Consider the following 23,031-nt stretch of genomic DNA (forward strand, 5'->3'; position numbering starts at 1 on the left):
CCGTGTCGATCAAGCCGCCGGCCGGCGACCGAGGGCCGCCGCAGCGGCCCTCGGTCGGGACTAGGGCGTGTCCTGCCGATCTTGTAGTGGTTGATCGTTGACGATGTGCCGGTGGTGCGTCGTGGTGAGTTGACCGATGAAGCGTGGGCGGTGATCGCGCCGCTGCTGCCGGAGCCGGGCGGTGCGCGGGGGCGGTGGCGCGATCACCGTCAGGTCGTTAACGGGATCTTGTGGAAGCTGCGGACCGGTGCGCCGTGGCGTGACCTGCCCGAACGGTATGGGCCGTGGAAGACCTGCCATGAGCGGCTGCGGCGCTGGACGGCCGACGGGACGTGGGATCGGATCCTCGCGGCGGCACAGGTGCATGACGACGGGACACCGGTGCAGTGGACGATCAGCGTGGACTCGTCGATCGTGCGGGCGCACCAGCATGCCGCTGGCGCCCGCAAAAAGGGGGCTCCCCAACAAGTCCGGCGACGCCTGGTACGCAAGATGGCGAGGCCATCGGCCGATCCCGCGGAGGACTGAGCACGAAGATTCACCTCGCCGTCGACGGACGCGGCAGGCCGCTGTCGATCCTGCTCACTCCCGGCCAGGCCGGCGACAACCCTCAACTGTTGGCGTTGCTGGACGCGATCTGCGTCAACGAGCCCGGACCGGGTCGACCCCGCAAACGTCCCGAGGTGCTGATCGCGGACAAGGGCTACGCGCACGACTCGACCCGCCGAGCGTTGCGTCACCGCGGGATCCGGCACGTCATCCCCGAACGATCCGACCAGGTCGCCCGCCGCGCCGCCAAGGGCAGCAACGGAGGGCGGCCACCAGCCTTCGACAAGGCGATCTACCGCAAGCGCAACGTCGTGGAACGCTGCTTCAACCGGTTCAAGCAATGGCGTGACCTGGCCACCCGCTACGCCAAACGCGCATCTCTCTACCGCGCCAGCCTCGTCCTCATCGCCGCCATCATCTGGCTTCCATGATCGGCAGGACACGCCCTAGCCGCCGTTGATCACGAACTGCGATCCTGGCTGGATCACGATGTTGCCGTCGGCCGAGTTGGTGATGGTCACGTTGGTCAGCGTGGCGTTGCCCCGGGCCCCGCTCATCGCGAGGATGCCGGCGCCGTTGTTGGACTTGTCGATCCGCACGTTGGTGATCGCGACGTTCGGCATGTTGCCGCCGCCGTTCTTGAACTGGATGCCGTCGTACGTCGAGTCGTAGATGTCGGTGTCCCGGATCGTGACCCCGACGATGTCCCTGGTGGCGGGGAAGAGGGTGATGGCACCGAACTCCTGGTCCTCGTTCCAGAAGGCACCGCCGGTCCGGTAGAGCCCGTTGTTGGCGATCAGCGTCGTCCCGGAGAAGGGCAGCGGGTCGTGGTCGGTCGCCAGCATGATGCCCGGGTAGTTCGCGGTGTCGTAGATCAGGTTGTTCTCGATCGAGTTGTCGTAGCCGCCGTAGATGGCGATGCCGTTCGCGCGCCAGGGCAACTGGATGGTGTTGTTGACGAAGTGGTTGTCGTGGGCGATGTCCACGTTCCGGTCCTTGACGTACGGGTTGGCCCAGACGGCCAGCGCGTCGTCGCCGGTGGTACGGAAGGACGAGTTGAACACCCGCGAGTTCCGCGTGCCGTTGCTGAAGTTGATGCCGTCGGCATAGGTGTTGCGGATCCGCATACCGGTGAACTGCAAGCCGTCGGCCGGGCCCCAGAGGTCGGGGATGTTGTCGTAGTCGCGTCCCACCCAGACACCCACGTTGGCGTGCTCGATCCAGACGTTACTGATCCGGGTGCCTGTCCCGAACCGACCGTTCAGACCCACCCCGCCCTCGGCGTTGCCGTCACCGCCACGGATCCGGCCCGAGCCGAAGATGGCGATGTCGGAGATCTGGGTGTTCTTGTCGATGTCGAAGCCGAAGTTGCCCTCGTGCGGGTGGTTGATGCCGCCCACCACGTTCTGCGGCTCGGTCAGCGTGTAGAGCTGTGAGTGCCACATGCCGGCGCCCCGGATCGTGACGTTGCTGATGCCGACCTGGTTGTGCGTACCCCGGTTCAGCGGGTCGTCGGTCAGGATCTTCTGCTCCTGCCGCCACTGCCCGGCCGGAATCCAGACGCAGCCGATGACCCCGTTCTGGTCGTCGGTCACGGCCCGTTGGATGGCCGCGGTGTCGTCGAGCCCGTCGTTGGGGACCGCGCCGTACGACGTGATCGAGGTGCACTCGGTCGGCTGGCTCGCGGCCGGCGCCACCTGCTCCAGGTCGATCATGTCGATGACGTAGAACGAGGCGGAGTCGCCGGCATCGCGCTGCAACTTGAACCGGGTGCCCGCCGGGTACGACTGCGACAGCAGCGCGTTCGACTCGTCGAACAGCCGCCGGGCGTCGGCCTGCGGGGTGTTGGTCAGCGCCTCCGGCCCGTCCGTGTTGCCGTAGAGCCAGCTGTGCCGCGACGACAGGGTCAGCTTCCGGGAGAAGACGTCGTTGACGTAGAGGCTGATCGTCGCCTCGATGCCACCCCCGCCGGGCGCGTCCGGGATGGAGTTGCGCACCACGATGGAGTTGGCGGGGTTGGTCGAGGTGAACTCGACGAACTGACCGGTGCTGTTCAGTCGTACCGACTTGCGGCCCGAGGACTCGGTGGCGAAGTTGGTGTGGCCGAAGGTGCGCAGCGGGTCGGCCTCCAACAGCGCGCCCTGGTACCGGCCGGCCTCGGCTTCGTAGGAGACGTACGGGACCGCCGCCCCACGCCCGACCACGATCGACTGGGTGAACGCGTTGTTGGTCTCGTTGGTCTCGGCGACGGTGTTGGTCGCGTCGGCGGTGGCCGTGATGGTGGCTCCGCCGCTGGTGGCGGTCCAGCTCCCGGCGACCGCGACGGTGACCGTCGCGCCGGCGGCGATCGACGCGGTGTTGGTGTTGAGCGTGGTGCCGCCCACCACCAACCGGGTGACCGTGGTCGTGCCGGTCGCGGTGGTGCCGCGGTTGCGTACCGCCACGGTGAACGTGACAGACGCCCCGACGGCCGGGTTCGGTGGGTTGGAGCTGATGCTGAGGACCTGCAGGTCAGGCCCCGGAGCCTGCGCGACCACCAACGGCGACGGTGCGGTGAAGCTGTTGTTGCCGTTGTTCTGCTCGACGATCGTGTTCGTCGGGTCGACCACCGCCGAGACGCTGTAGCTGCCCATCGGCCGGGTCCCGGCGTTGAACGAGACAGTGGTCGAGCCGCCCGCGCTGAGCGCACCCACCGAGGCGCTACCGGCAACCGTGCCGGCCAGGCTGAAGTTCACCGTGGTGGGTCCGGCCGCAGCCGAGCCCACGTTCTGGACCACGGCCGAGAGAGTGACCGGGGTGACCTCGCTGGGCGACGCGGGAGACCAGGTAGTCGAGCTGATGACCAGGTCAGGGTTGGGCGCCGACGTGCCGCACACCTCAAGCTCGGCCACCTGGCCCGACGGCGCACCGGTGTTGGCGGTGAACCGCAGTTGCACGTCGGCAGTGGTCGCGGTGACCGGGATGGTCACCACGTTGTTGCCCTGGACGAACTGGTAGTTCGCCGCCGACACCAGACTGGTGTACGTGGACGAGGCCTGGTCGCGGCCGAGGATCTGGATGTTCTGGGTACGGGTGCCCCAGGCCGGGTCCGGGTTCAGCTTGACGGCGACGGCCGTGATCGAGTGGTTCGCGCCCAACGCCACGGTCAGGGTCTGCGGGTAGCTCGCCGCGCCCTCCCAGTACGTCGTGACCTGCCCGTCGTTCGCCTTCTCCGGCGTGAAGGTGAAGGTGGAGCCGCTCGCCGTCATGGTCTTGCCCTGCGCCACGTTGGTGCAGGCGGGGGGCGGGGTGCCGGTCCGGGTGACGGTGTTGCTGTTTCCGGACAGGTTGCCCGCGCCGTCGCGGGCGCGGACGTAGTAGGACACGGTCGCCGTCGACGGCTGGTTGTCCTGGTAGGTGAGGACGGTGCCCAGCGTCGCGATCAGGCTGCCGCCGCGGTAGACGTTGTAGCCGGCCAGCCCGCTGCCACCGGAGTCGGTGGAGGCGCCCCAGTTGAGCGTGATCGTGTTGCCCGACGTGCTGTGCGACAGCGTCCCCGGGACGCTCGGCGCGGTGGTGTCACCGCTGCCGGTACGGGTCACCGTGTTGCTGTTTCCCGAGAGGTTTCCCGCGACGTCGCGGGCCCGGACGTGGTACGACACGGTCGCCGTGGCCGGTTGCGTGTCGTTGAAGGTGGTCACGTTCCCGATGGACTGCAGGAGCGTGCCGTTGCGGTAGATGTCGTAGCCGGCGATGCCGCTGCCGCCCGGGTTGTCGGTCGACGCGACCCAGTTGAGGGTGATCGTGGTGCCCGACTGGGTGTACGAGAGGTTGCCCGGCACGCTCGGCGCGGTCGTGTCCGGACCGCCACCGCCGCTGCCGTAGACCTCAAGCTCGGACAGCTGCCCGGCCGGCCACCCGCTGTTTGCCGTGATGTCGATACGCACGTAGCGGGTCGAGGCCTGGCTGAAGTTGATCGTGACCGTGCTGCCGTTCGCCGGGTTGAACGTGTAGGTCTGCGACGGCACCAGGTTGCTGAATGGCGATCCATTGGTACTGCCCTGCACGCTCAGGGTCTGCGTGCGGGTCGCCCAGCCGGAGGTCGGCACCTTCAGCACGACCTGATTCACGGCCTGCGACGAGCCAAGGTCGACCTGCACCCACTCGGGGAACGAGTTGTTGGTGCTCTCCCAGTAGCTGCCCGGGTTGCCGTCGACGACCTTCGACGAGTCGTAGACGTCGGCGTGGCCACTCTCCTGGGTCGGGCGGCCCTGGGCGAGGTTGGTGGCCGCCGGGGCGAAGGCGGTGCTCGCCGCGGCTGTCGTGCCGGCGGAGCGGGGGTTCTCCGCCGCGTTGGCGACGGCCGTCGACCCTGCCGTGGCGATCACCGTGGCCGCGACTGTCGCCGCCACCATCCTGAACAGATTCGTTCGTCTCATCACTGTCCTGTCGTTGGGGGGACGGTGCCGCGACGGGCTGGCCACGGCGTGGGGCGTGATTCGGCGCGTCGTCGGCCGACGCGCGGGGGCGTGCCGGCCGGTGTGGGGAGGTGCCGAGGAGGCGAGGGTGGTGGTGGCAGCGGGAAAGGGGAGAAAAGACGCCAAAGAGTCAGCCCGCCGAAACTTGCGGCCCCATGCAAAGAATCAAGCACATCTTTGTCGAGATTTTGCATGACGTTGACCAGATGTTACTGACGTGCTACGAGGGCGTCAACACTTCGACCACCGTGACTATTGACGGCCGCCCATCCGTCGGCGTTCGGCGGAAATGAAGGGGCCCCTGTCAACGCCTGACGTCGACAGGGGCCCTTCCTTCGCGTCGCTGGCGGTGGTCAGTCGGTCGGGGCGGGCAGGACGAAGGTCTCCAGCTCCTCGCCGCCGTACCAGTCGGTGCGCCGGCCCACGTGAGCCATGCCGAGTCGCCGGCAGACCGCCATCGACGGATCGTTGCCCGGCGAGACGACCGCGTAGATCTGCGGGGTGCCGGTGACGAACTCCCGCGCCGTCACCGCGCGGGCCGCCTCGGTGGCGTAGCCGTGACCCCACGAATCCGGGTGCAGGTGCCAGCCCACCTCGATGTCATCGGTACGCCGCGCCTCGTCCCGCCCCGGCAGCGGCTTGAGCAGCACCGTGCCGACCACCAGACCGGTATCGCGCACCTCGATCGCCCAGGTGCCGTACCGGCCATGGTCGGCGGCGTGGCGGTCCCGCCAGATCCGCAGCCGGTCGGCGGCCTGCGCCGGGTCGGTCAGCGGCAGCCCGGGTGCCGCGCCCAGCCATCGCGTGATCTCGGGGCGGGAGTAGATGTCGTAGATGCGGGCCAGGTCGACCGGGTCCGCGGTCCAGTCGCGCAGGATCAGGCGTTCAGTGGTGAGAACGGTCATGGCGGGCGATCTTAATGAGTGACCGATCCTGGACAGGCAAAGGCATCAGCGGCCGGCTGGTGCACCGCGGCGACCGCCCTGGTGCTGGTGATACCGATGGCGCCGCCGACCACCACGCCCCGGAATCCGCCCGAGCCGGCCACGACGCCCACCCCCTCGTACCGGACCGGTGTGCCGCCGCCCGGCTGCGGGTGACGTTACCGAGACAGCCGGCACCCCGTACGGCGATCACGGACCTCGGCCGTTGCCGAAGGGTTGGGAAAAGTGCGGCGATAGTCGTTGGGATTCGTAACAGCGCCGGTCCCTTCGATTGCGTTACATTATGGAATCTGGGCCGCCCTATTTCATGCTTTGCGCATTCGAACTAATGACGTGTACCGGCCAGTTCGGCGCTTAGCGCACCTGGCAGGGTCGCCGGAGAATGAGCGACGGCAATATGCTCCCCGACGCGCCCCTTCCCTTGTCAATAGAGGAATGTCAATCAATCCTTTCCCCATCCACGATCGACGCACGAAGCGGAAATCGAAAATAGGACTGCCGCCCAGAGCGGATGCGCCACCATTGGGGGACACATGGCCGTCGTCGTAGTGCTCGATATCGATGAAACTCTGCGCGAGCAGCACTGCCTGACGATCGAAGTCCGCTCGGACGACGCCGGTGTGCCCGTGGCGGTGGCCGCACTCCGGCAGGCTCTGCTGCGGCTCGAAGCGACGGGAGCCGGCGGGGAGCCGGTGGGCCCGGCCGTCGTCTCGTCACCGATCGCCTTGCCCGGCGCGCTGCTCCTCGTGATCGACTTCGGCCCGCTCCCCGCCGAGCATGTCCTCGCCATACCGGAGATGCTGGCCCGGCAACTGCGCGATGCCGGTGTGCGCGACGCTCTGGTCTCGGTGGCCCGGCGCGGCCCGAGCCACGACATCGAGGAGTTCGGCGTGTCCGCGCGGGCCTACCTGCGCGGGCCACTCGGCGCGCCGTTCGGCGACGCCTCGTGCCAACTGCCCCCGCCCCTGCTGAACGTGGCGCTCGACTGGTTGCACGCCGAGCGCGGGCCCGCGGACGAGCTGAGCGCGGTCGTGCTCGGTGTGCGGGTTCCGCTCACCGCCGAGGCGGCCGGCTCGGCCACCGCCGCCGTACTGTCCACCCTGCCCACAGCCATCACGGTGACCCTGCTCGCCGGCGACCTCACCAACCGGCTGGTGGCCGCGACCGTCGGCGGCTACCACGACGTGCTACCCGCGGCGGCGTTCACCGTCGCGCCGCCGCGCGCCGACCCTACTGACGCTGGCGACCTGGCCGGGTCGATGCACCGGCTGCGCGACAAGCTGCACGCACACAGCGGATTGCTGGCCTGGGCCGGGGTGAACGCCGAGCCGGACAGCCGTCGGGTGACCACGCCACAGTGGTCGCAGTGGCTCCCGAGCGACGGAATGCCGGTGACCCGGCGGCCCGGGGTGGAGATGCTCGCTGACGCGCTCATTCCCGACGCCATGTGGTATCAGATCCTCTCCGCCGGGCACCTCGACCGGCTCGGCGGCCTGCCACCCGGGGCGACGCCGCTGCCCGGCCGGCGGGCCGAGTTGACCGTCGGGGACGCCGAGCAGTGGCTGCCGGGTCACCCCGACGCCCTCGCGGTCCTCGCCCGGGGCCGCGAGCTGCTCGCCGGCTGCCTGGTCGACGAGGCGCAGGCGTGGCAGATGACGGCCGACCGGATCCGCCGTGCCACGCCACCCGCCGGCCATTGGTCGCGCCGTCGCGATACGAGAGGTTGAGGCGCAGATACCAGCGGACCGCGACCACGATCACCTCGGTCGGGAACAGGAACCCGGCGAACGCCGACGTCGGAGGCAACCACGGGCGAGAGCGGGTCGATGACTTCACCGCTCAGGCCCGCCTCGATCTTGCCAACGCTCATGCAACGGTGCCGCGCAGTGTCACGTGCGTCCAAGTCCGCCTGGTGTCGTATGAACTTTCGCGTTTGTGCCATCGCTCAGTAGTGGTCGCTGTTGAATCGTGGATGGGATGCGTCCTGATCGGGAGCTTAGTGATCACGAGGTGAGGCGGGGGTGGGGGACGTGCAAGGTGGTGTCAGATTCGCCAGGCCGGGGCGGGGTGCGTTGGCGTGGTATGCCAGCGCGGGTGTGCTGGCGTTGGTGGCCGCGACCGGTGGCGCGGGCCTGGTGTCGGAGGTGGCTGACGCATCGAGTCACCGGGAGGCGCCGTTGATCGCGGGCGATCCGGAGGTGGACAACACCGACGTGTATGCCTTCGTCAGCCCCGACAAGCAGGACACGGTGACGCTGATCGCTAACTGGCTGCCGTTTCAGGAGCCCAACGGGGGGCCGAACTTCTACTTCTTCAAGCCCGGCGCCCAGTACGACATCAACATCGACAACAACGGTGACGCCCGCGCGGACGTCACCTACCGGTGGGTGTTCGCCAACGACGACAAGCGCGATGGCACCACCTTTCTCTACAACAACGGCGTGGTCAACAACCTGAACGATCCGACGTTGCTGTTCAAGCAGACCTACACCCTCAGCGAGATCAAGGGTGGGCAGTCGCGGGTGCTGGTGCGGGACGGGATCGTTGCGCCGTCGAACGTTGGCCCGGCCTCGATGCCGGACTACGGACGGCTGCGGCAGCAGGCCGTGACGTCGGTCGAGGGTGGCGGTCAGACGTACGCGGGTCAGGCCGAGGATCCGTTCTTCCTGGACCTGCGGGTGTTCGACCTGATCTACGGCGCGAATCTGTCCGAGCGGGGGCAGGACACCCTGGCCGGCTACAACGTGCAGACCGTGGCGCTGCAGGTGCCCAAATCGGCGCTGGCGTTGAACAACGACGACACCCGCAACCCGGTGATCGGCGTGTGGAGCGCCACCTCGCAGTCTGGGATGCAGGTCTCCGACCCCAAGGCCGGCGGGGATCAGGTGCAGGTGTCGCGGCTGGGTAATCCGTTGGTCAATGAGCTGGTGCCGGCGGCTAACCAGAAGGATGGCTTCAACGCCAGCACGCCGGCGGACGACAGCAAGAACCAGGCGCTGATCGACCGCGTCCTCAACCCGGAGTTGCCGCGGGTGATTCAGCAGATCTACAACATTCCGGCACCGGCCACGCCGCGCAACGATCTCGCGGAGATCTTCCTGACCGGGATCGCGAAGAACGCGCCGACCCTGGACGGGTCGACGCCGCCGATCCAAGCGGATCTGAACTCGCAGATCCTCAACGCGGACGTGGACGCGAAGTCGTTCGTGCCGGCGGAGGAGCTACGGCTGAACATGAGCGTGCCGGTGACGGCCAACCCGAACCGCCTGGGTGTGCTCGGCGGTGACCTGCAGGGCTTCCCGAACGGACGCCGGCTCGCCGACGACGTGCTGGACATCGAGCTGCAGGCCTTCGAGGGCGCGGCGCAGACCGGGCAGCTCGTTCCCGCGCTCGCCGCCGGGGACAAGGTCAACACGAACAACGTGCCGTTCGGAAACACCTTCCCGTATCTGGCGCTGCCCAGCAACGTGGCGGTGAACCAGATCGACGCCGACGGGATGCCCTCCGGTGGCGTGCCCAGCGGCGCCGGCGGCACCGCGTCCACGGGCGTGGTCTGGGTGAGGATCGCAGGCGGCCTCGCTGCGGCGGCCTGTTTCGGCGCCGGCCTGCTGGTCAGCCGCCGCCGTCACCGGCTGACCGTCTCGAGCCCTGCCAGCAGCTGATTGAGGGGTGCGGCGCGGCCAGGTGGGCGCGCCGCACCCTGGCGCCCGAGCCGGGCGGGCGGAAGCCGTCGGCGGCGCTGGGCGGGGCCGGACTGTGGTCAGCCGATCTGAGGCGGGAGAACTCTTTGATGGTTGCCATGCGGCTGCGCAGACGCGCACGACTGGCCGTACTGCCGTTGAGGCGGCGACCCCTGCGCGCGCTGCTCATGATCGTTGGAGGACTCATCGTGCTGATGACAGTCGCGCTTACGGCGGTCGAGCGACCCTTGACGGGAGCACCCGGGGTGCCGGCCGCAGCGCCGCCGGGTGCGCTGGCCGCACCCCTGGATCCCCGTCCCGGCCAGAGCGGGTCCGGGTCGCCCGCACAGCCGACTGAGGTGGCGATACCGTCGATCGGGGTGCGGTCTGAGCTGGTCGACCTGGCCCGTGAGCCGGACGGCTCACTTCCTGCCCCCAGCGACTATCAGGTGGCCGGTTGGTATGCGGGCGGCCCGATGCCGGGGGAGCCAGGAGGTCCACCGGCGGTGATCGTGGGTCACGTGGACTCGCACACCGGCCCAGGAGTCTTCTACCGGTTGCGGGACCTGGTGGTGGGCAGTGAGGTTCAGGTCCGCGACATCGCCGGGTCGGTGATGAGTTTCCGGATTTATCGGCTCGACGAGTATCCGAAGGACAGGTTTCCCGCTAGCGCGGTCTACGCCCGCAGTGAGCGGGCGGAATTGCGGCTGATCACCTGCACCGGCACGTTCGACCGGCGGGCGGGCAGCTATCGGGACAACCTCGTCGCGTACGCCACGCTTGTCGGCGGTGGCTCATGAGCCGTCTGCGGCGTCGGCTGTCCGTCGTGTGCCGGGGGCTCACCCGGCTGCCCGTCGTGTTGCTGCTGGCCGGCGTCGTGCTGCTGGTAGGCACCCCGATCGTCACGGGTCAGCTGCAGGAACAACAACGTTCCCCGGGCCCGGTCGGCCCGCCCGCGCGGACCGGGCCGCAGGCGGGTGCCGACGCCCTGCGATCCACCATCGCGAAAGCCCAGCGGCGGCTCGTCGATGTGCCAAAGGACTGGTCGACGTGGGCCGAGCTCGGCTCGGCATACGTGCAACAGGGCCGGATCACCGGTGACCCGTCGTACTACCCGAAGGCCGACGGCGCGTTGCGGCGCTCGCTGGAACTGGAGAGCGCCACGAACTGGAAGGCGATGGTCGGCACGGCGGCGCTGGCCAACGCCCGCCACGACTTCAGCGCCGCACGTGACTGGGGACGCCGCGCCGAGGCCCTCAACCCCCACTCCGGCAACGTCCACGGCGTGCTGGTCGACGCGCTCACCCAACTCGGCGACTACGACGGCGCGCGTGTCCAGGTGCAGCGCATGCTGGACGTCGAACCAGGGGTGGCGGCGTTCACCCGCGCCTCCTACGACTTCGAACAGCGCGGGCAGGTCGCGGCAGCCCGCGACGCGCTCAACCGTGCCCTGGCCCAGGCCAGCAGCCCCGCCGACCGGGCCTTCTGCCGCTACTACCTCGGCGAGTTGGCGTTCCACAACGGCGACCCGCAGGCAGCCCTGCGGGAATACGACGCCGGCCTCACCGCCGATCCCACCTACCAGCAGCTTTACGCCGGACGCGGTAAGGCGCGCGCCGCGCTCGGCCAGAACGACGACGCCCTCGCCGACTACGCCCGCGCCGTGCAGGCACTCCCGCTGCCCGAGCTGCTGATCGAATACGGCGACCTCCTCACCGTCACCGGCAAGGCCGACCAGGCGCGCCAGCAGTACGACCTGGTCGCCGCAGCCCGGCAGCTGTCCGCCGCCAACGGCATCTCCGATCACCTCACCGCGGCGACCTACCTCGCCGACCACGACCAGGCCGCCGAAGCATTGACCGAGGCACAGGCGGAATGGTCCGCCCGTCGCACCGTCCTGACCGCTGACGCCCTGGCATGGGCGCTGCACCGCAACGGACGTGACGCCGAGGCTCTGGACTACTCCCTGCAGGCCACCCGCCTCGGCTGGCGAAACGCCACCTTCTACTACCACCGTGGTGTGATCCGCCACGCCCTCGGCGACCGGGACCACGCTCGCGAAGATCTCAGCCTCGCGATGACGATCAACCCGCACTTCGACGTCGTTCAAGCGCCGATCGCGCGACGCCTGCTCGACATTCTCGGCGGCGGCGGATGAGGCGGCGACAGGCCGGCGCCGCGGTGGCGGTGACCTTCATCGCGGTCGGGTGCGCTCTGGCACCGACGAGTCCGGCCACCGCCCACCCGCTGGGAAATTTCTCCGTCAACCACTATCACGGCCTGCAGCTGCATCCCGACCGGATCGAGGACCTGGCCGTCCTCGACGAAGCGGAGCTGCCCACCCTGCAGCAGAAACCCGCCGTCGATCGGGACGGCAACGGCACGATCGAGCCGGCCGAGGCGGCAGCCCGCGCTGCCACCACCTGCGCGGCGATGGCAGGCGCCCTACACGCCGAGGTAGCCGGCCACACCCTGACGTGGACAGTTCTTGCCAGCAACCTCACCTACCACTCCGGGGCGGCGAACCTGGTCACCGGTCGAACCGAGTGTCACCTCACCGCCACCGTCGACCTGCGGCGGGCCACCACGATCAGCTTCGAGGACACCTTCCGCACCGACCGCGTCGGCTGGCACGAGGCCACCGCCGTCGGACACGGGATCGGACTGCGCGACTCGCCGTTGCCGAGCACGAGCATCTCCGACGAGCTGCGCACCTACCCCAACGACCTGCTGTCATCACCGCTCAACCACCGCTCGGCGCGGATCCAGGCCCTGGGCGCAGGCACCGCCTCCAGCGGCGAACGTCAGTTCGCGATCGCCGCCGCCGGCCCGATCGCCCGATCGATGACCGCCCTCGGTGACCGACTCAACACGATTGCCGGCGCGGACCGACTCACGCCGCTGGCCGGCGTACTGGCGATCCTCCTGGCCCTGCTGCTCGGCGGCGCCCACGCGATGCTGCCCGGGCACGGCAAGACGGTCATGGCCGCCTACATCGCCGGCCGGCGCGGCACCTACCGCGACGCCTTCACTGTCGGCGCCACCGTCACCGCCACCCACACCGCCGGCGTCCTGACCGCAGGGCTGCTGCTCACCACCGCGTCGACCCTGGCCGGTGAAACCCTCCTCGGCTGGCTCGGTGTAGTCAGCGGCCTGCTCATCGCCGGCATCGGCGCCAGCCTGCTCCGGTCAGCGCTCCCCGCCCGGAGGAAGCACCAGCTGCCACAGCCGCAAACACTTGTCCTCGCGGGATCGGCACCCGGCGCCCACGTCACCGCCGAGTCCGACGTCACGGCATCGGGTCACCATCACGGTGACAGCCACCGCCACGACCACGATCACGAACATGAGCATCACCGTGGGCACCACCACCATCACCATGCCCGCGGCAGGGCCGGCCTACTCGGCATGGGCATCGCCGGCGGCATCGTGCCCAGCCCCTCCGCGCTCATCGTCCTGCTCGGCGCAGTCGCGCTGGGCCGAACATGGTTCGGCGTTCTCCTGGTCCTCGCCTACGGCCTCGGCATGGCCGCCACCCTGACCCTCGCCGGGCTCCTACTCGTCGGACTACACCAACGACTGCATCGCGGAATTTCCCCGCGGCCGGGGAGCTGGACCGGCCGACTCGCCACCGCCACCCCGATCCTCACCGCCAGCCTCGTCCTCGTCGTCGGCGCCGTCCTCACGCTGCGAGCGGTATGGCCCCTCCTGACACCTACGACATAGCCATTCCCGCGGATGCCTCAGCCGCTTCGCGTCGACCGACGAGTCGGCAGGTCTCAACGTCAGGTCCCTCCAGGCCAGGACGCCGGCGCGCCCCGGGCGGTGGCCGCGCTGGTCAACGCCGGGGCGGTTCACGTAACTGAGCCGCTGGGCGGATTTCGACTTCGTCGAGGTGGCATAGCCTGGGCGGGAAGGGCTGGGCTTTGAGCAGGCCAGGTCTTGTCGGTGGATTCGCCTAAGGTCTTCTGACCATGCGCAGTCATGAACAGATCCGGGCGGCACTGGTCGGCTTCGTTGCCCGATGGCAGGCCTACGCCGGCACCGAGCGTTCGGAGGCGGAGACCTATCTGGACGAGTTGTTCGAGTGCTATGGGGTCAGCCGCAAGGACCGCGGTGCGGTCTTCGAAGACGCACACTCGTCCACGGGGATCGTGGACCTGCACCTGACCGCTCAGCTCATCGTGGAGATGAAGGCGCCGAAGGAGACGACGCGCCTCGTCCAGCACCGCAAGGACGCGCTGGAGCACTGGCGCGACTGGACGAGCGTAACCACCAGGCGTCGTCCGCAGTTCGTCATGCTCTGTTCGTTCCACCGCTTCGAGATCTGGGCGCCGGACGCGTATCCCAAGGCTCCGCTGTGTGACTTCCCGCTCGCCGAGTTGCCGGACCGGTACGGGTCGCTCTGGATGCTGCCCGGCATCTCCTTCGTACAGGCTCAACACCCGCCGGACAAAGCACAGCGGATCACCCTGAACGAGGGAAAATGTCAACAGGGCCCGAGCCCGATGGGTAAGGGCTTCATCCTGACCACCGAGGAGGCGAGGTCACTCCTCGATCGGACGGATGCCTCGTACCCGGACGTGGTCCGGCCCTATCTGATGGGTGACGATATCGCCGACGATCCGGCTCAGCGGCCCCGGCGCTGGATCATCGACTTTGGCCTACGGCCTCTTGAAGAAGCTATGAGGTATCCAGCCGCCCTGGAGATCCTGCGAGATCGAGTCAAACCGATCCGCGACAATGACCGCCGCAAGGACAGACGCGAAAAGTGGTGGCAGTTCGGCAAGGATCATGGCCTGCGGGTTCGGTGGTATTACCTTCCTCGCTACATCGCTGTGCACGTACGAGACACACGCCTACTGACGACCTGGTGTGAGCCTTGGACCTGCCCCAGCAATCAGATAGTCACCATCACTCTTGATGACGACTACTCGATGGGAATCCTCTCCTCCTTCACTCACGGCGCCTGGGCGTGGTTTCAGTCCTCGACTGTCAAAGACGATCTACGCTATGCCCCGACCTCCACATTCCTGACGTTCCCGTGGCCTTCCCCCGTCACGGACGACCAGCGGGCGCGGGTGGCGGAGGCAGGTCGGCGGGTGATCGCCCGCCGGCAGGAGATCTGCGCCGAGCAGCAGTTCGGGCTGAACAGGCTCTACGACCTCGTGGACGAGGGCGCCTACGCCGACCTCAGGAAGCTGCACAGAGAGCTGGACGAAGCGGTGGCCGCCTGTTACGGATGGCCCACGGCGATCGCCCAGGACAAGGACGAGATCGGCCGACGACTGTTCGCTCTCAACGTCGAGATCGCTCGGGGGCGAGGCTATGACCCGTTCGCTTGGCGGGCCGGCGAAGCGTCCGCCGAGCAACTCGGTTTCCCGGCCGTTTGACGCCCCGATCTCCGGCGCCCGCACGGGGCGGGGCACCGGAGGATCGTCACAACGGGCGGTCGAGGGTTCCCGACCGCGTCACCGACCCCCGCCACCTCGACACAGTCCCCGTCCCCGCCGGATCGGGAAGACGTGCGCCACGCACCGCCGCAGGGACCGCCACCGGGAGATTCATGAAGGTCTCTTTCAATCATCGATGGTTGTTGGTTGAATATCTTCACCCAACCGACCTTCGTGCCCCTTCGACCCTCGGAGAGACCTCGTGAAAATCGCCACCGCCGCGCGCGCTCTGATCACCGGGGTGACGGCGGCCGCCATGGTGCTGTTCGGGCCGGTGGGATCCGCGTCCGCGGCGACCACCACCGTGGACAACGCGACCGCCGGACGCTTCACCGCCAGCGCCAACTGGGGCATCTCGTCCTGGTCCGGCCAGAAGTACGGAGCCGACTACCGGTTCGCGACACCCTACACCGGCGGCAGCGACGCCGCCTGGTTCTCCGCCTCGATCCCGACTGCCGGCGCCCACCTCGTCGAGGTGTGGTACCCGGCGGACGCCGGATACAACAGCGCCACCCCGTTCATCGTGGCGACCACCGGCGGCAACCAGACCGTGGTCGTGGACCAGCGCTCCAACGGAGGCCGTTGGGTCGGCCTCGGCACCTTCACGCTGGCCGCCGGCGACCACCCCGTGGTCGGGGTGAGCCGCTGGAGCACCGGCACCGGCTACGTCGTCGCGGACGCCGTCCGGATCACCTCCACAACCGGCGGCTCCGGCTTGTCCTTGCCGCTGACGAAGAGCGCGCTGCCGCGCTCCGAGTACGACGACCCGCACCACGACTACCCCGCCATCGACCTTCCCGTCGGCACCGGCACCCGGGCGTACGCCGTGCGGGCCGGCACCGTGACCATCATCAACGACAGCTCCTGCGGCCAGGGCGTCAACCTCACCGGCACCGACGGAGCGGTCTACACCTACTGCCACTTCTCGGCGTGGTCGGTGAGCAACGGCGCGTCGGTCGCGCCCGGCCAGCAGCTCGGCCTCACCGGCAACACCGGCAACTCCACCGGGCCGCACCTGCACTTCGGTATCCGCACCGGCAGCACCCGGCGGTGCCCGCAGAACTTCCTGCTGGCGCTCTACGACGGGGTGACCCCGCCGGCGGCGACGAGCCTGCCCACCACGGGCTGCTTCTACACGAGCCTCGGCGCGGCCCGGAGCCTGCCGCTGGGCTGACCACCGGCGCACCGTACGCCGGAGCCGCCGGATGACATCCGTCCGGCGGCTCCGGCATGCGGCACGGCGGGCGATCCCGTGCGTGACGGGAGGCGGTACGGGGAAAGGAACCCCGATGGGCGGCGGGCTGCAACAGACAAAGCGGATCATCAGTGCGGCGTTCCGCCCTGTGCAGGGGCGGGACCTGTCGCTGCACGCCGCCGCGATCACCTTCTACGGCGCGATCGCCGTGGTGCCGGTGGCTCTACTGGCGATCTGGCTCACCTCTCTGGTCGCCGGGGCCGACCGGGTAAGCAGGCTCACCTCGTACGCCGTGGAGGCGCTGCCCACCGCGATCGGCGCGCCCCGGGCGGTGGCCGCGCTGGTCAACGCCGGGGTGGAGTTGACGCCGCTGCTGGCGCTGGCCTCGCTGCTGCCCGCGTCGCTGTACGGCGAGGGCCTACGGCGGGCGTTCGTCTCGGTGGCCGAGCCTCGCTCGGACGAGCACCTGGTCGGATGGCGGGGCCGGCTGCTCCTGCTACCGCTGCTCGCGCCGGCCCCCGCGCTACTGCTGTCGATCCTGCTGGCGCTGCCGCTCACCACCGGCCTGGTCAAGCAGGGCGGCTGGGTGGGTGCGTTGGGCGTGGTGGTGTCCTTCCTGGCGGTCTGGCTGGTGCTCACGCCGGTGCTGCTATGGGTGTTCCGCGTGGTCGGGCCGGCGTCACCGGACTGGCTCTCGGCGCTCGCGATGGGGTCGTTCACGGCGGCGAACCTGTCCGGTTTCATGCACGGCTTCGTGCTCTTCGCCTCCCTTCCGCTGGACCTGGGTGTGCCGTTCGGCGGCTTCGACGAGATCGGCGCCGGCGTCGCCGTGCTGCTCTGGCTCTACCTGTTCCACGTCATCGTGCTGTCCGGCTACTCAGCCACCCTGGTCCTGTCCCGCTGGCGCGCCCAGCGCAGCCCCCAGCGGGTCAGCGGCGGAAGGGGCCGGTGACCTCGTAGGTGATGCCGCCGCTGCCGGTGGAGGTGCCGGAGGGGCCGCGCTGGGAGGAGAAGTAGAGGCGCGATCCGTCCGGGGAGAAGGCCGGGCCGGTGATCTCGGAGGAGGACTGCCCCAGGATCCGCACGACCGGCGCGACCACGCCGGCCGGCGTGATGACGTTGATTTCCATGTTTCCGCCGTCCTCGGCGACGTAGAGGTCACCCGCAGCGGTGCCGGTGATGTTGTCCACGCCGGTCAGCGGTGCGGTGCCGGCCGGCACCAGCGAATCGTCGTAGGCCAGGTCGAGGCGCTGGTTGACCGCGTCGTACGCCCACACCCGGTTGTCGCCCTTGGTGGTGAACCAGCAGGTCCCCCGGTCGTACCAGCAGCCCTCACCGCCGTCGAAGTGCTTCGCCGCGCCGACCTGGAAGCGGGTGGGGATCGGGAAGCCGTCCCGGTCCGGCACGTCCCGCCACGTGACCGGGCCGGCGACCTGCCCGGCCGGCGCACAGAGCACCTGGACGCGTCCGGTGCGCAGGTCGCCCCAGGTGTCCGGCACGAACCGGTAGAAGCAGCCGTCCTCCTCGTCTTCGGTCAGGTAGACCACCCTCCGGTCCGGGTCGCAGGCAGCGGCCTCGTGGGTGAAGCGACCCATCCGGGTCCGCTCCTCGGCCGCCCGGCTGCCGTCCGGCCACGTCTCGAAGACCCGGCCGAGCGGCACCTCCTCACAGGAGAGCCACGTGCCCCACGGAGTGGGGCCACCGGCACAGTTGACGTTGGTGCCGCCGAGGATCCGGTACGCCGAGGCGACCGAGCCGTCCGCGTCGAACCGGACCGCCGAGGCACCGCCCACCAGCGGGATTTCCGAGTTCGACACATAGATCCAGCCGTCGCCGGCCGGGAAACAGGCACCCCCGTCCGGCGCCCAGTGCCAGAGGTACGAGGTGCCGGCGACCCGCTGACCGGAGCGGGCGATGACCCGGCTGGTGAAACCGGCGGGCAACTGGACGCCATTGGCGTCGGCTTCCAACAGTTCCCCGTAGGGACCGGGCCCGGGCTGGGCGGGGGCGGCCAGCGCCGCCCCGGCCCAGAGACTGCCGGAGAAGGCGGCCGCCCCGGCGACGGCGGAACGCAGGACAGTACGACGATCCACGGATACCTCCAAGATGACGGTCGATGCCCCGATGACGCTAGGGCCATCGGGGCATCGGTCGCATCCACTATCCGGTAAACGCGAAATGACGCCTCCCGGGCTCCGTATCCCGCCGGCACCCCCACAACCGGCCCGGCGCGACTAGGCTGCCCGGGCATGAGCAGCCCCGATGCGCTTCCCGCTCGCGCCGACGTCGTGATCGTCGGTGCCGGGCACAACGGCCTGGTCTCCGCCATCCTGCTGGCCCGCGCCGGGCTGGACGTCCTGGTGCTGGAGGCCGCCGACGTGATCGGCGGTGCGACCCGCACCGAGACCCCGTTCCCGAAGGTGCCCGAGCTGCGTCACTCCACCGGGTCGTACCTGCTCGGGCTGATGCCACCGGAGCTGCTCGCCACGCTCGACGTGCGGATCCCGGTGCTGCGCCGCGACCCGCACTACTTCCTGCCCACGCCGGGCGGCCTCGGCTCGCCCTACCTGCTCTTCGGCAGTGACACCGCGGCGACCCGGGCGCAGCTCGCCGAGTTCTTCTCCCCCGCCGATGTGGCCGCCGACGACGCCATGCAGGCCGAGTTGGCCGCGCTGCGCGAGGATCTCGCCCCGGCCTGGCTGGCCGAGCCGCTGACGGCCCAGGAGACCGCCGAGCGGCACGTCCGCCCGGCGCTGCGCCAGGTGTTCGTCGACCTGGTCCAGGGCTCGGTCGCCGACTACCTCGCCCGCTTCGAGTTCCGCTCCGAACTTCTGGTCAGCATGTACGCGGTGACCGACGGGCTCTCCGGGCTCAACGCCGGCCCGGACGACCCCGGCACCGGCCACAACTTCCTGGTCCACAACATGTGCCGGCTGCCCGGCTCGGGCGGCACCTGGATGATCGCCGAAGGCGGGATGGGCACCGTCTCACGTACGTTCGCCGACGCCGCCCGCGCCGCCGGCGCGACCATCCTGACCGGTACGCCGGTCACCGCGGTGACCCTTGACGGCGGCGCGGCGAGCGGTGTCGTGCTCGCCGACGGCCGGCAGGTCGCCGCCCAGGTGGTGCTCGGCGCGTGCGACCCGTACCGGCTGATGGACCTGTTGCCCGACGGCGCGCTACCGGCGCCGCTCGGCGAGCGGATGGCGGCGGTCCGCCGGCCCGGCACCACGCTGAAGCTCAACCTGGCGTTGACCGGGCTGCCGCACTTCTCCTGCCTGCCGGCCGGCACGCCGAGCCCGTTCGGCTCGACCATCCACCTGCTGCCCGGCTCCGCGTCACTGGTCGGCGGGGAGGCCACCTCGCCCATGACCGCGCTGCGCGCCATGTGGGCGGACGTGCAGGCCGGCCGGCTACCGGCCGAACCGACCATCGAGTGGTACCTGCACACCACCGTCGACCCGTCACTCTCCGACGCGGCGGGGCACCACTCGTCGGCGCTCTTCGTCCAGTCGGTCCCCTACGAGCTGGCCGGCACCACCTGGGACGCGGCGCTGCCCGGCTACGTCGACCGGCTGATCGAGATCGTCGAGCGGTACGCCCCCGGCACCGGCGACCTGATCGCCGACGCGGTGCCACTGCCCCCGCCAGGCATCGAGGCCCACTTCGGCATCACCGGCGGGCACATCCACCACGTCGACAACACCGTCTCGTTCACTGACCGGATGCCCTACGCCACCGGGATCGACGGCGTGTACGCCGGCAGCGCCGGCTGCCATCCGGCCGGCAGCGTGATCGGCGCCGCCGGCCACAACACCGCCCGCCGCATCCTCGCCGACCTAGGCCGCTGACCCCTCCCTGGACGGGCCGGCGGACGGCCGAAGGTCGCCGGGACCCCCGATCAGGTAGAAGGCGACCAGCAGGAGGTACGCGCCGAGGCTGAGGATGGGGTCGATGAAGACGAAGGCGAAGGCGACCAGGTAGAGCAGGGGCTTTATCAGGATCCGCCGTGCGATCGCCCGGGCCAGCCGGGGATCCAGGTCGGGGTGGAGCAGCCCGCGCCGACGGGCCCACCACCAGCTCAGGTTGACGAAGAGCGCCTCACCGAGCACGGTGCCGAGGTAGAGGGCGGCGGTCAGCCGCTGCTCGGTCGCACTACCGCGCAGGTTGTCCGACAGCAGGTCGGCGGTGAACGGGATCGTGGCGATGAAGAGCAGCACGAGCAGGTTGAGGACCAGCAGCATCTGGTCGACCCGGACCACGTACCGCCACAGGTTGTGGTGGGCGAGCCAGACCTGCCCGGCGATCGCGAAGGTGATCACGTACGCCAGGTAGGACGGCCAGGCGTGGGCGAGGGCGTCCGGAAGCTCCCGCCCGCCCTCCCGGGCCGGGCCCGTCTGGAGCAGCTCGACGGCCATCACCGTCAGCACGACCCCAAAGACCCCGTCGCTGAACGTCTCCACCCGGGCAGCGTCCCGAGCCTTCTCCCGGCCGCGCCCGTACCGGTACTCGTTCTCCCGCGCGTCCGCCCCCGCCACGACCGCCCCACTCTCGGTGGTGTCCGGCTGCTACCGGCCCGCGGCTTTCGCCACTCCACTGATCGTGGCGCACGCAGGGGCCGCGCGGACGCGGATCGAGGTGCGACCGGGGCACGACGTCGCGCGCCCCGGCCGACTCGTCAGATCACGGCTTCGCCGGCCGGGGCGGGGGCCTCCGCGTCAACGCGGTGGGCGCGGACCTTGTGGCCGACGCTGGTCAGGCAGCGGCCGCTGGGCAGGTCGAAACGCCAACCGTGCAGCTGACAGGTGAGCTGGTCGCCCTCGACGATGCCGAACCGGGTCAGGTCGGCCTTCAGGTGCGGGCAGCGCCGCTGGATCACCCAGTCGCCCAAGGTGACGTCCTCGGCGTCGGTGCTCCGCTCGTGCTCGTCGTACCAGCCCTCGGCGTACTGGAGCCGCTCCTCGGAGAGGCACTTGAAGAACGCGTAGACGAACTCGTTGTACTGGCCGATCCGGGCCGCCGAGAACCGGCAGGAGAGGAAGAGCGAGTTGACCCAGTCCACCTCGTCGATGAACAGCAGGTGCTCGATCAGCGCCCGCTCGGTACGGAACCGGTAGCGGACCTTCTCGTCGGCGTACGGACGGACCTCCTTGCCCGGGAAGTCCACCACGATGGATTCGACACTCTCGCCGTCGTAGCCCACGAGGTCGAAGCGGACCGGGCCTCCGACCCCCTTGGCCAGGTAGATCGACTCGTCGAGCAGCGGCTCGATCCGGGCCTTCATCTGGCCGAGCACGTCCACCTCGGGGTGCCGCCAGGACGCCTTCTCCGCCTCGATGATGGGGCGCTTGCGCTCCCGCATCTCCTCCAGGTGGGCGACCTTGTTCGCGAAGAACTCCTCGATCGGCACCGGGTGGGTGGTGGTCGCGCCCTCGGTGGTGACCTCGGTGACGCTGCCCGGCAGCAGCACGATCCCGTTGGTGCCGCCGACCTTGGCGTACTCCGCCAGGAAGACGGACTGGTCGGGGAAGATGTTGCCCTCGTCGCCGTGGATGTCGTTGAACTGCCACAGCGCGTCGTCGAGGAAGCACGGCGGGCCGGCGATGGGGAAGACGTGCGACGCCTTCAGGTCGTCGATGTAGCGCCAGGTCCGGTCGAACTGCCGCTCGCGCTTCTGCTTGCCGAACGCGGTCTTCGCCGCCTGCGGCAGCTCGTAGACCATCGGGTACCAGATCGCACCGGAGAACTGGAGCATGTGCGCGTGCACGTGCCCCAGCTCGGTGAAGACGCTCAGGTCGGTCGGGCGGGCGTCGTTCTGGTTGAGCAGCCGCACCCCGTCGTACTCCACCCAGAGCGAGGAGTCGCCGATCGGGCCGTCGGTGGGGCTGGTCAGCGCCTGGATCATGACCTTGAGCCCGCCGTCCAGCTCGACGACCTGCTCGTTCGGCGCCTTGAGGAACTTCGTGAAGCCCAGCTCCCGCAGCTCGTCCTCCATCTCGGAGGTGGGGAACTCGGGCAGCAGCACGGTCGCCTGCTTCGACACGTACCGCCTCAGGTGCTCCGCGTCGAAGTGGTCCCGGTGCAGGTGGGAGACGTACAGGTAGTCGACCTGGCCCAGGTTCTCCCAGTCCAGCAGAGAATTATCCGGGAATGGGAACCATGAGGCGAAATAGGCCGGATTGACCCACGGGTCGCACAGGATGCTGCCCGCGGCCGTGTCGATCCGCATACTGGCGTGCCCGGTTCCGGTCACTCGCACCGCACAGTCCCCCTCAAACAGACAATCAGGTGTACGCCAAACGCTACCGGAGGGAGTCTGACCGCCGCCCCGCGACGCCCGTAGTGCCATTGGGCCCGGGCCGGCAGGGCCTGACGGCCGGGAAACCCCCACCGCGCCGCCCCGGGCAGGAGGCGTGCCAGACTAACCAAAGATCCGATCGCGAGGGAAGGACCGACAGTGGCAGGAAGCGAGCCGGTAACGTCGCCAGACCAGCACAAGCCCGGGCACCGTAAGTCCGGGCGCATTGGCGCAGTGCTCTCCGCGCTGGCGCTGCTGGCGATGATCTGCGGCAACCACGAGGGCAAGGTCGAGGACATCTGGCTGGTCGGCCTGGCCGCGCTGCTGCTGATCATCGTGATCGGCGACGCCGTGCTGCGGCGCAACGGTCTGCGCTCCTGACCGACCGACCGTCGGACAACCGGCCGACAACGCCGAGGGCCCGCCCCCACCCGGGGGACGGGCCCTCGTCCGTA

The 23,031-nt window shown here is 69.5% G+C and carries 17 protein-coding genes; 11 read left to right on the top strand and 6 right to left on the bottom strand.

All coding sequences use genetic code 11. From position 1 onward, the window contains the following. Positions 1 to 114: 114 nt before the first annotated feature. Positions 115 to 980, top strand: a protein-coding gene (locus tag OG990_RS22275; protein WP_406081845.1) for an IS5 family transposase whose coding sequence is annotated in 2 segments (ribosomal slippage) — positions 115 to 448 and positions 448 to 980 — 867 coding nt in all. Because the reading frame shifts where the segments join, the coding sequence is not laid out codon by codon here. Between the two features lie 15 nt (positions 981 to 995). On the opposite strand, the gene OG990_RS22280 is transcribed toward OG990_RS22275, so the two are convergent. Further along, complete coding sequence (locus OG990_RS22280) at positions 996 to 4,943, bottom strand: CARDB domain-containing protein (RefSeq protein ID WP_406077033.1); 3,948 nt, start codon at positions 4,941 to 4,943, stop codon at positions 996 to 998. 416 nt (positions 4,944 to 5,359) lie between these two features. Next, a complete protein-coding gene (locus OG990_RS22285; protein WP_406077034.1) occupies positions 5,360 to 5,911 on the bottom strand; it encodes a GNAT family N-acetyltransferase in 552 nt (183 codons plus the stop codon). Between the two features lie 572 nt (positions 5,912 to 6,483). Here OG990_RS22285 and OG990_RS22290 point away from each other — a divergent pair. The 6 genes from OG990_RS22290 to OG990_RS22315 all read left to right on the top strand — a co-directional run bounded on the left by OG990_RS22290 (position 6,484) and on the right by OG990_RS22315 (position 15,023). Further along, entirely contained in the window at positions 6,484 to 7,677 is a 1,194-nt protein-coding gene (locus OG990_RS22290) for a hypothetical protein (RefSeq protein ID WP_386989737.1), read from the top strand. A gap of 417 nt (positions 7,678 to 8,094) precedes the next feature. Continuing rightward, a complete protein-coding gene (locus OG990_RS22295) occupies positions 8,095 to 9,612 on the top strand; it encodes a DUF4331 domain-containing protein (RefSeq protein ID WP_406077035.1) in 1,518 nt (505 codons plus the stop codon). Positions 9,613 to 9,845: 233 nt separating this feature from the next. Beyond that, on the top strand, positions 9,846 to 10,430 hold the full coding sequence (locus OG990_RS22300) for a class F sortase (RefSeq protein ID WP_406081846.1): 585 nt from the start codon (positions 9,846 to 9,848) through the stop codon (positions 10,428 to 10,430). Further along, positions 10,427 to 11,788, top strand: coding sequence for a tetratricopeptide repeat protein (locus OG990_RS22305; RefSeq protein ID WP_406077036.1), 1,362 nt, complete (start codon positions 10,427 to 10,429; stop codon positions 11,786 to 11,788). The genes OG990_RS22300 and OG990_RS22305 overlap by 4 nt, the downstream gene beginning before the upstream one ends. Further along, positions 11,785 to 13,356: a sulfite exporter TauE/SafE family protein gene (locus OG990_RS22310; RefSeq protein WP_406077037.1), complete on the top strand. Its 1,572-nt coding sequence runs from the start codon at positions 11,785 to 11,787 to the stop codon at positions 13,354 to 13,356. Before OG990_RS22305 ends, OG990_RS22310 begins: the two co-directional genes overlap by 4 nt. Before the next feature lie 248 nt (positions 13,357 to 13,604). Next, entirely contained in the window at positions 13,605 to 15,023 is a 1,419-nt protein-coding gene (locus tag OG990_RS22315; RefSeq protein ID WP_406077038.1) for a type IIL restriction-modification enzyme MmeI, read from the top strand. Here OG990_RS22315 and OG990_RS22320 read toward each other — a convergent pair. Next, positions 14,957 to 15,217: a DUF397 domain-containing protein gene (locus OG990_RS22320; RefSeq protein ID WP_406081847.1), complete on the bottom strand. Its 261-nt coding sequence runs from the start codon at positions 15,215 to 15,217 to the stop codon at positions 14,957 to 14,959. The two genes, OG990_RS22315 and OG990_RS22320, sit on opposite strands and share 67 nt — an antisense overlap. Positions 15,218 to 15,285: 68 nt before the next feature. Between OG990_RS22320 and OG990_RS22325 the strand changes: the two genes are divergently transcribed. Both OG990_RS22325 and OG990_RS22330 read left to right on the top strand, forming a co-directional pair. Beyond that, a complete protein-coding gene (locus tag OG990_RS22325; protein WP_406077039.1) occupies positions 15,286 to 16,257 on the top strand; it encodes a peptidoglycan DD-metalloendopeptidase family protein in 972 nt (323 codons plus the stop codon). 115 nt (positions 16,258 to 16,372) lie between these two features. Then, positions 16,373 to 17,230 (top strand): YhjD/YihY/BrkB family envelope integrity protein, encoded by an 858-nt coding sequence (locus OG990_RS22330; protein ID WP_406077040.1) that lies wholly within the window; start codon positions 16,373 to 16,375, stop codon positions 17,228 to 17,230. On the opposite strand, the gene OG990_RS22335 is transcribed toward OG990_RS22330, so the two are convergent. Continuing rightward, positions 17,208 to 18,371: an alkaline phosphatase PhoX gene (locus tag OG990_RS22335; protein ID WP_406077041.1), complete on the bottom strand. Its 1,164-nt coding sequence runs from the start codon at positions 18,369 to 18,371 to the stop codon at positions 17,208 to 17,210. The genes OG990_RS22330 and OG990_RS22335 overlap by 23 nt on opposite strands. A 156-nt stretch (positions 18,372 to 18,527) precedes the next feature. Between OG990_RS22335 and OG990_RS22340 the strand changes: the two genes are divergently transcribed. Further along, positions 18,528 to 20,129: a phytoene desaturase family protein gene (locus OG990_RS22340; protein ID WP_406077042.1), complete on the top strand. Its 1,602-nt coding sequence runs from the start codon at positions 18,528 to 18,530 to the stop codon at positions 20,127 to 20,129. Here the strand turns inward: OG990_RS22340 and OG990_RS22345 are convergent. Both OG990_RS22345 and OG990_RS22350 read right to left on the bottom strand, forming a co-directional pair. Then, a complete protein-coding gene (locus OG990_RS22345) occupies positions 20,118 to 20,816 on the bottom strand; it encodes a TMEM175 family protein (protein ID WP_406077043.1) in 699 nt (232 codons plus the stop codon). The genes OG990_RS22340 and OG990_RS22345 overlap by 12 nt on opposite strands. A gap of 140 nt (positions 20,817 to 20,956) precedes the next feature. Next, the gene (locus OG990_RS22350; protein WP_406077044.1) at positions 20,957 to 22,537 is read right to left on the bottom strand and encodes a Rieske 2Fe-2S domain-containing protein; all 1,581 of its coding nucleotides are present in this window, start codon (positions 22,535 to 22,537) and stop codon (positions 20,957 to 20,959) included. 198 nt (positions 22,538 to 22,735) lie between these two features. On the opposite strand from OG990_RS22350, the gene OG990_RS22355 reads away from it, so the two are divergent. Beyond that, complete coding sequence (locus OG990_RS22355; protein WP_328424558.1) at positions 22,736 to 22,957, top strand: DUF2631 domain-containing protein; 222 nt, start codon at positions 22,736 to 22,738, stop codon at positions 22,955 to 22,957. Positions 22,958 to 23,031 lie beyond the last annotated feature (74 nt).

Origin of the sequence: Micromonospora sp. NBC_00858 (assembly GCF_045207365.1) — a bacterium.
Lineage (GTDB): Bacteria > Actinomycetota > Actinomycetes > Mycobacteriales > Micromonosporaceae > Micromonospora.

What these genes read in the sequence shown, in the direction of transcription:
- OG990_RS22280 (WP_406077033.1), bottom strand. Translation starts at nt 4,943, where the DNA reads ATGGTGGCGGCGACAGTCGCGGCCACGGTGATCGCCACGGCAGGGTCG.
- OG990_RS22285 (WP_406077034.1), bottom strand. Translation starts at nt 5,911, where the DNA reads ATGACCGTTCTCACCACTGAACGCCTGATCCTGCGCGACTGGACCGCG.
- OG990_RS22290 (WP_386989737.1), top strand. Translation starts at nt 6,484, where the DNA reads ATGGCCGTCGTCGTAGTGCTCGATATCGATGAAACTCTGCGCGAGCAG.
- OG990_RS22300 (WP_406081846.1), top strand. Translation starts at nt 9,846, where the DNA reads ATGACAGTCGCGCTTACGGCGGTCGAGCGACCCTTGACGGGAGCACCC.
- OG990_RS22305 (WP_406077036.1), top strand. Translation starts at nt 10,427, where the DNA reads ATGAGCCGTCTGCGGCGTCGGCTGTCCGTCGTGTGCCGGGGGCTCACC.
- OG990_RS22310 (WP_406077037.1), top strand. Translation starts at nt 11,785, where the DNA reads ATGAGGCGGCGACAGGCCGGCGCCGCGGTGGCGGTGACCTTCATCGCG.
- OG990_RS22315 (WP_406077038.1), top strand. Translation starts at nt 13,605, where the DNA reads ATGCGCAGTCATGAACAGATCCGGGCGGCACTGGTCGGCTTCGTTGCC.
- OG990_RS22320 (WP_406081847.1), bottom strand. Translation starts at nt 15,217, where the DNA reads ATGATTGAAAGAGACCTTCATGAATCTCCCGGTGGCGGTCCCTGCGGC.
- OG990_RS22330 (WP_406077040.1), top strand. Translation starts at nt 16,373, where the DNA reads ATGGGCGGCGGGCTGCAACAGACAAAGCGGATCATCAGTGCGGCGTTC.
- OG990_RS22340 (WP_406077042.1), top strand. Translation starts at nt 18,528, where the DNA reads ATGAGCAGCCCCGATGCGCTTCCCGCTCGCGCCGACGTCGTGATCGTC.